The sequence below is a fragment of the Bradyrhizobium arachidis genome (assembly GCF_024758505.1).
Classification (GTDB): domain Bacteria; phylum Pseudomonadota; class Alphaproteobacteria; order Rhizobiales; family Xanthobacteraceae; genus Bradyrhizobium; species Bradyrhizobium manausense_C.
Map to the genome: position 1 here is coordinate 1,293,295 of NZ_CP077970.1, position 15,839 is coordinate 1,309,133.

9 protein-coding genes are annotated in these 15,839 nt (G+C 58.5%); 6 read left to right on the plus strand and 3 right to left on the minus strand.

Features of this window, described 5'->3' with window-relative positions; genetic code table 11:
- Positions 1 to 106: 106 nt before the first annotated feature.
- Together xopAD and KUF59_RS05920 are read right to left on the minus strand one after the other, a co-directional pair.
- Complete coding sequence (gene xopAD / locus KUF59_RS05915; RefSeq protein ID WP_309500934.1) at positions 107 to 6,157, minus strand: XopAD/skwp family type III secretion system effector; 6,051 nt, start codon at positions 6,155 to 6,157, stop codon at positions 107 to 109.
- A gap of 1,824 nt (positions 6,158 to 7,981) precedes the next feature.
- A complete protein-coding gene (locus KUF59_RS05920; protein WP_258768709.1) occupies positions 7,982 to 9,865 on the minus strand; it encodes an HrpF/NolX family T3SS translocon protein in 1,884 nt (627 codons plus the stop codon).
- A gap of 629 nt (positions 9,866 to 10,494) precedes the next feature.
- Here KUF59_RS05920 and KUF59_RS05925 point away from each other — a divergent pair.
- The 6 genes from KUF59_RS05925 to sctV all read left to right on the plus strand — a co-directional run bounded on the left by KUF59_RS05925 (position 10,495) and on the right by sctV (position 15,199).
- Entirely contained in the window at positions 10,495 to 10,680 is a 186-nt protein-coding gene (locus KUF59_RS05925; protein WP_258768710.1) for a hypothetical protein, read from the plus strand.
- A 71-nt stretch (positions 10,681 to 10,751) separates the two neighbouring features.
- Positions 10,752 to 11,066 carry a hypothetical protein gene (locus KUF59_RS05930; RefSeq protein WP_258768711.1) on the plus strand — a complete coding sequence of 105 codons (315 nt, stop codon included), beginning with the start codon at positions 10,752 to 10,754 and terminating at the stop codon, positions 11,064 to 11,066.
- Positions 11,067 to 11,196: 130 nt separating this feature from the next.
- A complete protein-coding gene (locus KUF59_RS05935; protein WP_258768714.1) occupies positions 11,197 to 12,087 on the plus strand; it encodes an FHA domain-containing protein in 891 nt (296 codons plus the stop codon).
- Between the two features lie 37 nt (positions 12,088 to 12,124).
- Entirely contained in the window at positions 12,125 to 12,664 is a 540-nt protein-coding gene (locus tag KUF59_RS05940) for a hypothetical protein (RefSeq protein WP_258768715.1), read from the plus strand.
- 2 nt (positions 12,665 to 12,666) lie between these two features.
- Positions 12,667 to 13,110: a type III secretion apparatus assembly chaperone SctY gene (gene sctY, locus KUF59_RS05945; RefSeq protein WP_258768716.1), complete on the plus strand. Its 444-nt coding sequence runs from the start codon at positions 12,667 to 12,669 to the stop codon at positions 13,108 to 13,110.
- The gene (gene sctV, locus KUF59_RS05950) at positions 13,091 to 15,199 is read left to right on the plus strand and encodes a type III secretion system export apparatus subunit SctV (protein ID WP_258768722.1); all 2,109 of its coding nucleotides are present in this window, start codon (positions 13,091 to 13,093) and stop codon (positions 15,197 to 15,199) included. The genes sctY and sctV overlap by 20 nt, the downstream gene beginning before the upstream one ends.
- A gap of 315 nt (positions 15,200 to 15,514) precedes the next feature.
- Here the strand turns inward: sctV and KUF59_RS05955 are convergent, their stop codons facing one another.
- A complete protein-coding gene (locus KUF59_RS05955; RefSeq protein ID WP_258768724.1) occupies positions 15,515 to 15,721 on the minus strand; it encodes a hypothetical protein in 207 nt (68 codons plus the stop codon).
- Positions 15,722 to 15,839: the final 118 nt, after the last annotated feature.

Below are 15,839 nucleotides of genomic sequence, written 5' to 3' on the forward strand. Positions count from 1 at the left end.
ATACTCCCTTCAACTAAGGCATCTTGATATCCGGCAAGCGGCATCGAAAGCCTGGCGCTTGCGATGTTCGATCCTTTTAAAAAAGAGACCTGCGGCCCCCGGGCCGTCAAGCCCATGCCCCCATGGAGCCGCCTCTGGTGCCCGCTTCGGTCCCCCAATGGTGGATGTTTTGCATGCCATCGGGGATTGCGACCTCTTTGCAAACCTCACGCAGGCGCTGCAGGTTTTCATCCAGTGCATCGCTCCTGCCGGGCCGCAGCATGTTCTTGTAGGTGTCGTGATTGGCAAGCTTGGCCTTGTAGCTGTCCGGAGTATGGAATTCTACCTCGAAGCGGTAGTCGCGTTGGGTGGTGAGCACAGACTTGATGCCGACAAAGGTCGGATTGCGCATCCTGAACCAGTTGGTTGTGCTGACCTCGGCGTAACCCTGCTCGTAGAAAGCCAGAATGGCCTTCTTAAAGGCGCACGCAAAATCCAGGTCGGGGACTTCGAAGACGTGACGAACGGCATTGCTGATCAGCTGCGAATTGCCACCCGCGGTCATCCCGGTGAGCTGGTCTGTCATCGATTCTAGCGATCTCAAGCGGCGATCGAAATGGGGCATATTTATCTGGATATTCGCTTGCTTGAGAGCTTCGGCAACGCACAGTGTCGTTGTGGTGATTTCCTGCTCTTCGGCTTTAGCGCGAGCCTTTTCAATCTTGGCGCGCTCCGCAGCGTCCTCACGGGTCAGCGGGACCCTCATGAGGGAATCCCGAGTTGTAGGCTGCCGCCGATGAGGTTCGGGCAGAATGCGGTTCTCCACGGCAAGCTTGATCGAGGTTTCCATGATTGAAGCCGCCAGCGTCGGATTGTCCTTCAGATCCTCCAAGGTCGCATCGACATCGAGCCTCCCCTGGTTGAGGGGCGCGGCGATACTCTTGAGATAGGGTACGGACGAAAGGCCCGGCACCCGTTGCAGGAGGCGCTGAAGCTCACTGCTTTTCTTCATAAAGAGACGAGCACCGGTGTCGGACTTATAGGCGTCGGTCCCAACCTTGATGCCAAGGCTCAGGAGGTTGTTCGTGCTCTGGATCAAATCGTCCGGATTGTATCCATCTGGTCGGGGATCGATGCGCGCAGGATAATGGTCGAGCAAGGCCTCGATGCGGTCGCGTGGTTGAGGAGAGGCCGAATAGTGTGCAGCCAGGTCCGGGAAAAGCTCCGACAGCCGTCCGCTCAAGACCGGATTTGCATAGCTCGCGCTTTCGACTGTTTCAGGCAGGACTTGCGCATCCGCCATCGCTGCCCAGGCCTCAAGGTCAGCAACGAGCAACTCGGCAACTTCACGGGCGAGCGGATGGTCCGCGGCCTTTATATCACCGCTCGCCCTCTCGAGCAGGACTTGAATATCCTGGCCGCTCACCCGCTCCTGGATCAATAGGTCACGGATATCTCGTCTGAGCTCGTGGTGAACGCCCTCGTAGATGCCAAAGATAGCTCGCTCCGCAAACCAGCGCCGCGCTGGATCGGATTGCGCCAGAAAGTCTCGCTGCAGGGAGCCATAAGTTCCCAGGACACCTAGCGTGGCAGCGAGGATCTGGCGGGCACGACTGAATTGGTAGCGCTCCTCCTCGATCGCCGGGGTATGCGACTTTGGCGGTTTGAGTGAGCGAAGTCCGCGAGCTTGCTCCTTTTGATCAAACTGGCGTACATGCTGATAAAGCCGCGGCCGGTCGCCGACAATAACGACGGTATCTCCATCGAAATCGCCGTCGAGCTTTTTTTGTTCGCTGGGCGGGACGGCGACCAACGATCCTGGAGCGAAGACCTCGGTCGCCTGCAGGATGCCGACGCAGTCGACCGGCGTGTCCACCTTTACGCGGTCTTTGCCGTTGGTCCAGCTCGAATGGCACTTAACGTCCTCGGCAGACAGCACCAGTCCACGGTCGGCGTAGTTGGCCGGCCACATCTCGTCCGGCACCACAATCAGAATACCTTTGGCAAAGAGGCTATGATCCTTGGCCGCCAGTTTCTCTCCTGACTTTTGTGCGACATTAAAGCTATATTGGATGGCCACGCACTTATCGAGAAACATAGCGGTCGGATCGCCATCGCATGCTGATTTGACTTGCTCGGGGGCAAACGGGCGCAGGTTCGGCTTGTCATAGGGGGCTCGTCCGATTAGCACGCCACCAGACAACATGTCGCTCTTGAGCGTCGGCACATGGAGGGATCCATCACCGGACGGGACGGCGACGGCGCCTGGACCGTCAATGTGTCCGGCCGTCACAGTGCGAAACAGCTCTTCGGACGTCAGCTTTTTCTCTTGCCTGCTCTCAAGCCAGGTCCTGGCCTTCTCTCGCGCCTCATCCGCCACCTGCTCGCTGCGCGGATAGTGTTGCAACGCCGTGGCCGGCACGGACGATCTCCTTCCCTCACCGAAGGCGAGCACCCGATCTGGACCCTCTTGGTGGCCAGCGCGGAGAACAGCTGGCATATGCTTGGCCAACGAGGCCTTGATGAAGCCGCAGCCATCATGCGGTCGCAAGGCAATCGGGCCTTCCGGCCCCGTCAGTTTGAAGGGATGCTCGTCGTCGCCAGACCGGTCCGGCGCGAGCAACAACCTGAAGGCGCCCTCCAGGGCATAGTCGTGAGGACCCAGACCTTTGATCGACGGAGGCGCCGCAAAGCCCCTGCGCTGGGTGTAGTAGTAGGCTTCTTTGAAGGGGGCCCAGTCCCGCGAGAGCTGCTCGAAGGCCGTGCCCGGCGCAGTGTCGGCATACGGAATGGCCAATAGCTTGCCCCCGGAAGTCGTTGGCTGGTCGCCGCGACCACGGGCGGCGATCTCCGCAACCGTCGGTCTCGGCGCTTTTAACTTGCTTCCGCCGAACAGATCCATGCGGTATGGCACACCATCGAAGGTGAGCGTACGCGCCAACATGAAGGCGCTCGGTTTTCCCGGTAGCTGCACCGCGATCACTGGCACAGCTCCCGAGGTCAGGCGATGAAAAATCGAATATCGCGTCTCGGGCTCCGTGGCCACTCGCCGCCCCTGCATGTCTACGACAGGCAACTGCATCAGTCCCGCTTCACCCTGCGGTGGTCTGGGCTCGTGATCCATGGATTGCAACACCTGATGGACGTCGAAGACGGAGGCAGAACGTTGAGCCCGGATCGTCGCCTCATCCTGCGCCATGAACGCGTCCAGTGCATCAACTGGGCTGTCCGCCTCGATCTGCGCGATCAGATTCCAGCTCATATTGGAAAGGTCGCTTGTGATGAGGGTGCGCGTCTTGGCCAGAATCTCCTTGGTCCCGCGCTGCAGCTCTTGCTGCCTCGCCTCCAAATCGCGCTTCTTGCCCTCGACATATGGTCGCCGGTAAAAGTTCTCCAGGATCCCACGCGCCTTCAGTACTTGATAGACTGACAAGGCCGGGCAGCGGCTCGCGAATGGTCCGCGAGTCCGCCCAGCGTTGCCTGCTTTGAGATGCGCCTCGATCTTGTGCTCGACTACTGATTGGACGTTGTTCAGAAAGTTCAGGGCTTGCCTGCGGTGCCGGCGCAACTGGTTTCTTGGGCTGCGCGCCAGCGGCAGCAGAGCGGCGCAGAGATTGCCCATGGTTTCGAGATTATTCTCGGGTGCAAAACCAGGGAGGCGTTGCAACTCGGTGAGCCGATTTAGCCCTGTCGGTGCAAGCAGACCGAGGTCATCGAACAGCTCGGCCTTGGCCAGCACCTTCAAAATCGTGGTGATGTTCAGAACGTCCGCCTGCTCCAGCCGATCATTGGCATAGTGAAGGTAGCGGGCGAGCTGATGCAGCCGATCCTGCAGCGGCGCAGCTTCAGCATTCTCCCCGCTGTCTTCCCCCTTCATGATACCCCGCCCCAGAGCATTGGCGATCATGCTGAGTTCAGGCATCTTGAACCCGCCAAATTGTCGATTTCCCCGACCAAGACCGCGCGCGATGTACACCAGGGCCTCGTAGCACGGCTCATCCGGCCACTTGCTGAAGCCGTTCAGCAGGTTCGCCAGTTCCTGGCCATTAAAGCTTGAGACCCGGTTGGCCCGGTGAGCGGGGCCAAGGATCCCAGTGGTTATCGCGACTGTGACTTCCCGGCAGTCCACTTCTTTGGGCCACTTGCTGAAACCGTTCACCAGGTTCGCCAATTCCTGGTTACTAAAGCTTGAGAGCCGGTCGGAGGCGAGAACCTCTTTGGCTATTGCGACCGTGGCTTTGCCACAGGTCGTCTCTTCCGGCCACTTGCTGAAAGCGTTCACCAGGTTCGCCAAGTCCTGCTCGTTAAAGCTGGAGAGCTGGTCGTTGTCGCAAATCTTATCGGCGATTGAGTCTATGGCTTGGCCACACGTCGGATCGTCCGGCCACTTGCTGAAGGCGATCACTAGTCGTGCCAAGTCCTGGTTTTCGAAGTTCGAGAGTCGGTCGGCACGTCGATCGGGGCCAAGGATCTCGTTAGCGATCGCAACCGTGGCTTGGCCACAGGTCGGATCGTATGACCACTTGCTGAAAGCGTTCCCAAGAATCGAGAGGTGCTGCGGAGTAAACTCAGAGAGCTTACCGCTCCCGCAGACTTCATCGGCGATCGCGACTATGGCTTGGCCACAGGCCGAATTGTCCGGCCACTTGCTGAAGCCGTTCACCAGGCTCGCCAGCTCCTGCGGCGCAAAATTTGACAATCCGTCGTTGGGATCGACGCGGCGGCGAAGTATCTCACTGGCAATGGCGGCGGTGGCTTGGCCACAAGTCGCGCCCGGCCATTTGCTGAAAGCGTTGACCAGGTTCGCCAACTGCTGCGGAGTAAACTGAGAAAGCGAACCGCTCCGGTCGACTTCATCGGCGATCGCGACTGCGGCTTGGCCGCAGGTCGGATCGTCCGGCCACTTACTGAGGCCGTTCGCCAGGTTCGCTAACTCCTGCGGCGTAAAACCATAGAATCGGCCATTGGATTTGGCGCGGCGGCGAAGGATCTCCCTGGCAATGGCGGCGGTGACTTGGCCACAGTTTGTCGTGCCCGGCCACTTGCTAAACCCGTTCACTAGGTTCGCCAGCTCCTGGCTATTAAAGATTGAGAGCCGGCCGGCACGTCGATCGGGGCCAAGGATTTCATTGGCCATCGCGACTGTGGCTCGGCTACAGGTCGGATTGTCCGGCCACTTGCTGAAACCGTTTACCAGGTTTGCCATCTCTTGCGGACTAAAAGCAGAGAGCCGTTCGTTATCGCAGACCTGACGGGCGATTGCGGCTGTGGCTTGGCTACAGGCTTGCTCGTCTGACCACTTGCTGAAAGCGTTCACGAGGTTTGCCAATCCCTGATTAATAAAACTTGAGAGGCGGTCGGCATGGTGAGCTGGCCCCAGGATCTCGTTGGCTATCGCGACTATGGCTTGGCCACAGCTCGTCTCTCCGGGCCACTTGCTGAAAGCGTTCGCCAGGTTCGCCAACCCCTGGTTATTAAAACCCGAGAGGCGATCGGCGCGGTGGGCGGGGCCGATGATCTCATTGGCTATCGCGACCGTGGCTTGGCCACAGCTCGTCTCTCCCGGCCACTTGCTGAAGCCGTTCACGAGGTTCGCAAGACTCTGCGCATTAAAGTCAGAGAGCCGGTCGCGGCCGCCAACTTCCTTTGCAGCCGCGATGATGCCGTTGCAACAGTCCACCTCTTTCGGCCACTTGCTGAACCCGTTTACCATCAATGACAGATTTTGACTGTTCAGCTCCTGAAGTATCCAGCTTTCGTCGTGGGAAAATCTCGCGATTCTCTTTGTTGCATCGCGGCAGTTCGTCGAATCTGGATGACGACTGAAGGACAATGCCAAGAGCGAAAGCGCTTTCGGCTCGACTTTTTTGATCAGCCGATTATCAAGCCGCGACACCTGTCCTGCCACGGCCTCGCAGGCTTGCAGACCTGCTTGACCTCCAGTCGGCTGGCTCAAGGCGTTGCATGTCGTCGCATATCCCCATGACTTCCCGCGGCGGACATCCTCCTCCCAGCGTGGCACGAACTCGTCCTTGAAATGGGTCGCAGCCTTTTGCAGGAAGGTTGCCAGTTCCGGCATCTTCAGCTGCTTGTGATGCCTCTGTTTTGTATGCTCCACAACAGCGGTTGAGAATTTCGAGATGTCGTGGGCCCGACAAGCGCGGTCAATCGTTTCCATCGCCTTACGAAATCTTGGCTCGTCAAGCTCTGCGCGCCGATATCGTTCAGAGTTTACACCATGCGCGCTAAAGCCGGCCGCCTCGTTGAGGCGCCCCTGCGCGCCGCCCAGGCCAGATCTGGGCTGGTTACCTCGCAAGAACGCGCCCGTTTGTGAGGACCCTGCCGCTCGATCGCCCCGCCAACGCTCGCCGCCAGGGCGCACCGAGGTCGTTCCCGGATTTGCCTCTTCATGATCCGATCTATAAGACTGCTCCTCGACGCTTATAGACGCGACTTCGCCGCTACGCGGCCTTCGTGGTCGAACGGGCACGGATGGCCTATGTCGTGGGGCCGCGTCCAGTTGCGAGCGCCCTTGTGCTTGATCCGTACGCAAGGCGTTGCCAGGGAAACGCGAGGAGCTTGAGCCTCGATCTAGTGCTTCACGGTAAGATCTATAAGACCTCTCATCAAAGCTATCACCGATAGGGTGCTTGCCTGGTTCAGGCGGCAGAGATGCACCACAAGGGCGGGGCGCACCTGTCTGCGAACTTCCGGATGCGCGATCGCTCCGCCAACTCTCATCAGCGGAGCGCGAGGAGCTTGCTTCCCGATGTGGTGCGCCAGACACTTGAGGATCAAAGCGGACCCGCTGCACGATAGAGCTAAACGATTGGCCTCCTTCTCCGGGGGCACCATCGGGTCCAGCGCGAACTCCTTCCGTGTCCTCGGTGCCATCAGTTCCCGATCCGGAAGCCTCCGACCGCCCACGTCCGCTAATGTTCATAAAAGTCCATCTCCGATGTAGGCAACAATGTGATCGCTATGGTGGCTGAATCCCTGACCTGCTTTTCCGAATGCGCATGAGCGTCTATGCAGCGCTTGGACAGATCATCACGGACGGACAAATTTGGTCCTCGGATCAGGACCTCGCTCGGCCACGAAGCTTCTCATCTAACGTCAGTTAACCATTTGGAGTTGCTGGCAGGTTGCATCAATCATGACGAGGGCGGCCGCGATGTCGAGAAAGCAGGGCCTCGCGCAAATTGCGAACGAGCCGCTCGCTTCTGCCTTCTGGGAGGGCGCTGTAGACGTCCTGGCCCGACACGGTTCGGAGGAAATAAAGACGGCGTTTGGATAGCGGTTGAGCAGGCTGGGGCCGCTGAAAAGCACGAGCGTAATGTCTGTCCAAGCACCTGGCTGGCCTGGGCGGGCGCAGAGTGTGGTGAGCGATCTTTGTCTGGAAAGACTATGCAAGTCCCAGACTTGTGCTGCAATCTTGCTGTTATTCTCGTTCATCACAGACCGCTGCCGCCCACCTCGAATTGCAGTCGTCCCGCCCTTTGTGTGGCCCCACTTTCGGTGGCACAATTGCTGCCATCTGCAACCGAGCTCGCATCGCGCGCTCAATCTATCTTTGTCCATAGGCTGCATCCGGGAGGTAGCCTTGCATCGATCTCTTCGCATGCGATTTTGCTTTCGCCTAACGAGATGAGCCGATCCATGCGCTCGATCGCGCAAGCGGCGTCAAGCAACGATCAGCAACGACCTGCAATGGCATAGCACCACACGGCCCTGCTCGCAGTCTCGGCCAGACGCAAAGGAAGGCGATCGGAATCTGCATGCAGATTGCGTCAGCGTCAGTAATTCACTCGCTTGCTTAAGAGTGCGCGTTGCGGCGCGCGCACTCCTCTACGTCGCTTATCAAGGGACGGCTTCGCGGTGGAGAGGCGGCGTCTAATCCGCGAGGTCCTCGCCGTTGCGCGTTTGAATGTGGCGGCAAAGTTTGCGCGACGGCGTCATTGAAAGAATAGACTCCAAGCCGGAGACGCCAGCGCAACCGGCCTTAGACCACATTCTGAGACGACGGCGTGGTGGCGTCCTTGCTCGGAACATCTGCGACTTGCGTGGGCTCGGTCTCAAGCCTTTCCTTCAGGTCGTTCAAATAGTTGTCCGCATAGGATTGCGCCTCCGAGATTGTCATATCGATCCCCCTCGTCGCAGCCTCTTCCAGCACCGTCTTTGCGAGACCCTCGCGTATCGCCAATTTGACCTCGGGCCCAGAGATACAGCCAAGGGCCTGCGCCGCGATATTGATGCCAGCTTCTGCCAGCGCCTTCTTTATATTGCCTCCGGTAATGGCCGTGTGCAGAATGTTCGCTGCTTGCGACTCGAGCTCGAGCCCCATCGATATGGCATCGGCCACTTCGCCCAGGACCGGAATGAAGCCGAGTAAGCCGACTGCCGTGGCCGCCACGTCAAGCACCTTCGAGCCCACTTTGAGCACGTCATCGACCACATGCATGAGGGCTCCGCCATTCTTCTTCGCAGACTTGATATCGGGTTGGTCGGCAACCCCTATCATCATGTCCGCGACAGCGGCCTGATCGGCGTCGGTCGTGGGGGCATGGGTCTTCACCTGCTGAACGGTACGGTTCGCAGCTGACATGTTGCCGTAGAAGTGTGTGAAATCCTTGTTGCTGATATTACCGGAATCGACCGTATGCCCGCCGCCGAAGTCCAGGAATTTGTGGTGGGTCTTGTAGCCCGTAATCGAATTGTTCAGCAAACCAAACAACAGCGGGTCCGAGAGCAGCTGTGATGCTGCTTGGCGTACGCTCGGATCGAGACTCTCGTCTTCGGCCATGCGCGCCAGCTTGTCTCGTGTCAGGTCACCGTTCCCGAAAAATGCGGACTGATTCTTGCTAATCGTGCCGAGCGTGTCGAGCTCGCTCTGCGTGAGATTCATGGATGATGAAGCGACTTGCAGAAAGTCCTCTTTGCGGACTTTATCAATCGCACCGCCGTACAACCCCTTCCAGGCGTCCGCGTGGTCGAGGAAGTATTGTGCCGCCGCGATCACCTGGGCCGGACACTTGCCCGTTTTGGCCTTGCCGTCGACGATCTGCTTGAAATCGTCCAGACTCAGAGACTTGGGCAGGTGGTCGGAATACCGGTAGAGCTCGCGCAATGCATCATTCAAGGTCATGACCGACGGTTGTCCATTTCCGGTACCATCGGATGGAATGTAGTTCTGCTCGTAGCTGTGCGCCTGCTGCTCCTGGAAATTAGCCACCTGTGAGTGACTGGCGGAGAACTCGGATAGATCCTTCGCCTTGATCTTGCCCCCGCAGCGGCCGTCGCCTTGAGAGCCGATCGCATAGAAGAGCTCCGGGTCCTGTCGCAATTTGTTGATCGCCTCCTTCAGATCCGGTGGCGTCGAAGGATCGTTGGCCTTATCGGCCAGCGAATCCCAACTGAGCGGGCATTGATCCTTGTGCCGGTTCAGCACGGCCACGATCTGCAGCTCGGCATCGGTAAGCGTGCCGCCGTTCCACGTGATCCTCGAGCTTGGCACCGGCTCGGCCGGCACATCAGGTGGAGGAGGAGGCGCAGCCGGCGCTGATTCCTCGGCAGGCGAGTTGGGGGACTCATCCTGCTCGGATACCTTTTCCTGCTCGGATGCCTTTTCCTGCTCAAATGCCTTGTCCAATGCCTTAATTGTCGCCTTCAGATGCTCCGGCAGTTCGTCCGTCGAGTCCTGCGCCATCTGCAATTTTGACTGCCGCAGATCCGCTGGCGTGGAGGGATCTTCGGATTTGTCTTGCGGCGAATAAAGGGACACCGCTGCCTCGAAGAGCGAAGCATCGCTTTGCCGCGACGAAGCTCCCGGAACAAGAAACTGAGTGTGATTCGAAGTGGCGGGTTGCGAGAAGTTGTTGAGTTGCATTGGAGTTCATTCCCAGGGCGGATAGAGACGGCATCGGCGTCTTGAGATCAACGCTCTCATAGAGCAGCGAGCTTTCGAGAAGCTGACGAATTTCAGAAGGTTCTTGTTGAGCCAGCGGCGCCCTCCTTGATTTCCCCGAGAGGGACGTACGTGGTGCGCAATGTCATCTGATTCCGCGCAGGCGCGAACATGACGCTGTTCCGACGCGGTCTGTTGAAGTATGGGACCTTCCGATCAGCCATCGCGAATAGCCTCGTCGTGAGTTGCGGAACAATATCGCTACCGCCCCGTCGGCGAAATTTCTGACAGCTCGTGACGGGGTCTGCGCTCCGCCGCCACGATCGAACGTCGGATCACGAGTGCGCTAACGTATGATGGATCGGGCGCCAGGACTATCTGGGGGCACCGAAGATGTTGTGGGGCTTAGGTCTCGCGGCCATTGAAAACTCGCGCGCGCTGGCAGATCCGGCGTGGGGCGGCGCTCTCGGGCTCTCATTTCAGCGCCGATATTTGTCGCCGGGTTCCTTCTCGGACTCGTCAGCTTCTCGACAGCTAATGCCACTAGCTAAGCAATGTGGATCGCTCGTCGGCGATGCCACCTTTTTCGGAACTGAAGTGGGAAGCACCAGATGTCCGGCGCAATCGAAGGCGTGTCTCGCACCAATTTGGCGAGCGACGGTCCTCAATCTGCAGATCAGCGTCAAGAATTAGAATCAGCGTTTGGTTCGGTTGTTGGGTTGGTTACGATCCAAATGATGGAACGAAACATGGCGAATCTTCACGAAGCCGTGACTGAAACAGAAGAGGATGCCTGACGCCGAATAGTTCGACGTCAGGAGGAGAGTCGCCATGGATGGCGGCAGATACAAGCGGAAGGTGAAACGATATGGTCAACAAAGTTGGTTCTGGCTCTCATGGTGCTGATCATGGCGTCGATGAAAGCAAGGCTGAGAATAAGTCCGCGGGCGACAAGTCCAAGGACGCGGCCGATAAGTCGAATAATGGTAGCAAGGCGGCTACGGGGGCATCGGGCGCTGGGACTGTGGCCGAGAAGGTTGGTGGTGCCGCCACTTTCGAGGCGCTCATCGCAGAGCTGAAGGCTGTTAACCAGCAAGCCATGATGCAAGACATACGGCTGCGTTCATTGTCGACCGAGCTCTCGAGCGAGAGGAAGGCGGCGAGCGAGCGTGTCAACGGCTAGCGTTGGAAAAGCGGGGCAGTCCTTGCTCCGCTTTTTTCCGTCGTGGCGGCGAGGTCACACTAGTGCGGCTTGGAAGTGAGTGGTGCGGCAATCGCCTGCCCCCGCTCCTCTTGGTTCGTGGGGATTATCCGTGAATGAGGCCGCCTCCTTCCATTTCGAGGTGCTATCGGGACTTTATGCTGGTCTAAGCGGAAAAGCAGCTGGCCGAGCCAGTCTTATCGGCAGTGGCTTCGACGCAGATATGATCTTCGTCGAACAAGAGCTTGAGCCGCATCACCTTCGTGTCACCCTCGTTGGCAACTCGATCGAGATCGAGGCCCTTGCAGCCATAAGCACTTCGGCGGGCGAGGGGCAGGTTGCCGCAGGCGAACGCGTTGTTCATTCCCTTCCCGTCGTCGTTCACGCGGGCGCGATGTCTATTCGCTGGTCGATGCAGAATGCGGTCGTCGACAGTTCGGTCGGCCTATCGCGCGCTTCGATCTCGGCGCTGGCCATCGTGTTGATCGGGGTTGTAGCGATCGGCGCTTTCTCGACCGTTTTCTTCAAGGTCAGCGCGGGTGTACAGAGCGCCAATGCGCCGCCTGCCGCCGAGCTTGCACCCAAGCTGCGTATCGTTCGGCCGAATGATCGGCATGCCCAAGACGCAGCCGAGCTGTTGAAACAGGAAGTTGTTAAGGCGGGCCTGCTCGATATCAGGGTCGGTTCTGGGCCAGGCTTTGTCAGTGCTGAGGGAACCGTCACACCTGCAACCCTTGCGAAGTGGCAGGAGCTCCAACAACGGTTCGATGGTCATACAAATGGCGCGCTAACGCTGGTAAACGGCGTGCTGGTCAAGGAGGATAAGCAGCCATCCGCAATCCCTCTCGAGGCCGTTTGGCGGGGAGAGCAGCCCTATCTGCTTATCGGTGGACAGAAATATTTCGTCGGTGCTCTGTTGGCTGACGGATGGTCGGTTGATCGAATTGAGGAGGGGCGTGTGCTGCTAAGTCGGAATGGCCGTTTTGCTGCCCTCGCCTACTAGATGTTCGAAAGCTTCGGAAGGAAACTAGGAGAGCGTCATGTCAAAGCTGTCCCGCCACGATGTCAGGCCTGGCACTGCTTCGCAGAGACTCGATGAGCCCCATCATGCGCCGGGCATCGAGCCAACCATTCGCCAACTCAACAAGGCTGAGATCGACAGTCCTCGTGCAAACGGCGAGAAGGATCACGCGTCGGCTCGGCGGGAACTGAACGCGTCATATTTGTCGCTGGATGCAGCGATCGAAGCCGTGTTGGAGGCCAAAGACATTGATGCAGTCGGGCGCGCCGGTCTCAACAAGATGCGCAGCCGCATTAATGAGGTCGACTCACGCGCAGGTCTGGCGTCGCTTCATGGGCGCGATATTGCGCATGATCTCTTCGCCTTCGTCACGCCACGGCTGCGCAATCCGGACATGCTGCGGGCAGAGCCGTACGGTATTCTCCTGGAACGTCTCGCCTCTAAGCTCGCGGCCCCGTCTGCGGATTCGGTGGCCCGCGAAGGTATCGTCGTCCTGCAGCAGGCACTGCAGTGGCTGATCCTGCTCCGGCAGAATCGGAACAGCTTGATCGAAGCCTAGCCATGGTCAACTCCGATGGAGTGCAGTCGACAACAGAGGTTTCGAAAGCCGGTAACGTCTCGCTGAGTTCCGGGCAGGAGCGCGATTTGCTCTGCGCCCTTTCCTATCTTCATCTTGCATGCGGGCAGCGAGCACAATCCGTAGCTCTCTTGCGGCTCATCGTCCGCAACAATTCCCGAGACGTCGATCTGCTACGGATTCTCGCCTACGCCCTCATCTCGGAGGGCCTCGGCGATGAAGCACTGCCGATCCTGGATAGACTTGACACGCTAGATGACGATCCGTCTTCGCGCATCCCTTTGATGCTTTTACGTAGCCATGCCTTGCGGCAGGCCGGCCGCATGGACGAGGCGCGCGCGGTTTTCCAAAACTATGTTTCGCTGCGTGCCGGCACGGTTCTTAACGACCAACAATCAGAAGGACTCCATGACCAACGTCCTGCGTGACATCATTGTGCGCGCGTCGGCCAACTCCGATTTGATGGTTGCGTTGATGCTGCTTCTGACGATCAGCATGATGATCATGCCGATTCCGATAGTAGCGATCGATACGCTCATTGGCTTCAATCTGGGCTTCGCCATACTGCTGTTGATGGTTGCGCTCTATATCAGCACGCCGCTTGAGTTCTCGTCCTTGCCGAGCGTCATTCTGATCTCGACAGTATTCCGTCTGGCGCTCACCATCTCGACGACGCGATTAATCTTGGCCGAGGGGGATGCTGGCAGCATCATTCACACGTTCGGTGACTTCGTCATATCGGGAAATATCGTCGTCGGCATTGTCATATTCTTGGTCGTGACCATGGTGCAATTCATCGTCGTCGCCAAGGGCGCTGAACGGGTGGCGGAGGTGGCGGCCCGCTTCACGCTCGATGCTCTGCCCGGCAAGCAGATGGGGATCGACGCGGAGCTGCGCAATGGCCATATCGATCAGAACGAGGCCCGTAACCGGCGCGCGACATTAGAGAAAGAAAGCCAGCTTTATGGGGCCATGGACGGCGCCATGAAATTCGTGAAGGGCGATGCCATCGCAGGGTTGGTGGTTATCTGCATCAATATGCTGGGTGGGGTCACCATTGGCCTGCTCTCCAAGGGCATGACTTTCGGGGAAGCGCTCCAACAGTATACCCTGCTGACGATAGGTGATGCGCTCATTTCACAGATTCCCTCGCTCCTGCTATCGATTACAGCCGGAACGATCATCACTCGCGTCAATGGGGTTGCCAAGCTCAATCTTGGTACCGATATCGTCAACCAGCTCACGGCCAATCCTCACGCATTGCGATTGGCTGCCGGCGTCTTGGTTGTAATGGGGGCCATTCCAGGTTTCCCGCTCCCCGTCTTCCTCGTTCTCGCCGCGGTCTTTGTGGCCGCGAGCTTTGCCGACGGTATGGTCCACAGCGCCAAGAAGAGCGCTGATGTCTCTAGCCCGGCCACCGCTCAGCCTCCCAAGCAAACCGTGCCTGCGGAGGCACTTCCAATCGCGTTATTCCTCGCACCAAGTCTGATACAGTCGATCGACAAAGACGAATTGCAACAGCACATTGCGCGCGTTTCGGGATTGGTCTCAGCTGATCTGGGCATCACGATTCCGCGCATCCCCGTCGAGGTCGACGAGCGTTTGCCAGCGTCACAGTTCAGGGTGGATGTCGAGGGCGTGCCGGTCGACCAGGATTTAGTTGATCCAACGCAGCTCGCGCTCAATGATGATTTGGCCAACATTGAACTCAGCGGCATCCCGTTCCGGCATGACCCGGAGACGGACAAAATCTGGATCGAACAAAGCAATGCACCGGCTCTCAAGGCAGCCGGCATCGGGCACCGCCGTCCCGTTGAAATTCTGGCTTTGCGCGTGCATGCGGCATTGACCCGCTATGCACAGTGCCTGGTGGGTATCCAGGAGACGCGCCAATTGCTGGCCCGAATGGAGGCGGAGTATTCCGATCTGGTGAAGGAGGTTTTACGTACGACCCCGATTCCTAAGGTCGCCGATGTCCTGCGGCGCCTTTTGGACGAGGGAATTCCGATCCGAAATACCCGGCTGGTTTTGGAAGCATTGGCCGAATGGAGTGGACGAGAACAAAACGCCGTCTTGCTCACGGAATATGTTCGCTCCGGTTTGAAGCGGCAGATCTGCTACCGCTATGCCAACGCACACCGCGTCGTGCCCGTCTTTATCATCGAACGTCAAACTGAGGAGATCGTGCGCAGCGCGGTGCGCGATACTGCCAAAGGACCCTACCTGGTTTTGACCGAGGGACAAAGCGAAGCGCTGCTGTCAAAGATGCGTCAGATCAATTCGAACAGAAGTCCAGGGCAGACGCAACCCGTTATCCTTGCTTCGATGGATGTACGACGCTTTGTCCGTGGTTTTCTCACCCGCAATGGGATCGACCTTGCTGTTCTATCCTATCAGGACCTTGCCTCGGACTTCACAATCCAGCCCGTTGGATCGATCACACTGACAGCTGCGAAGGACAAGGCTCCCTCGGAGCAACTTCGCAACATGCTGGCGACAGCCGACTCACCGGCTTAGCAGTCGATTTGAGAAGGGCCGCATGAATTCACGTCGGAAAACAGTCCCAACGCACTTGCGTTCATTTTGTCCGCTCTCCTGCTTGGCTCTCCTCGCTATTCTGGGGCTCGGAGGCTGCGCCAGCTGGGATAGACCTGCTCTTCAAGTGCAGGAGACGCCGTCGCCAAAATTGCTCGGCGCCAAAGATATCGATCCCGCTATGCGCCAACGCATCGATCGCGCAATCGGCCGGAATTCTGACTAGAGGCTTTGCGCGACGCGTTGAGGCAGAAAACCGCGGAATGTCGATCGCTGTAGGTCGTCCCGACGCTAAATCTATTCGCGCGCGGCGAGTTCAACGATCACTGCCGCGTCGAGAACCCTGCCGGCAAGGTCCTTGATTAGGACCTGGTTCCCAGATTCGGCGAGCTCATTGGCCTTGGCGAGAGCCTGCTTTGCGGAGGAGGCGACGACCACGATGGCACCGTTGCCGTTTTTCGAATACACCTGATATCCTACGTCGCTCATCGCCCCCTCGCTCACGATGATCTCTAGCGGCCTTCCAGATCGGCGCCTAGTGCAAACGAGCCACAGCTCGCACGTCCGGAATATATCGGGGGTCACGCGCTTGCCTGCAAAGGATCTCCTGGCCGGCCGTGGT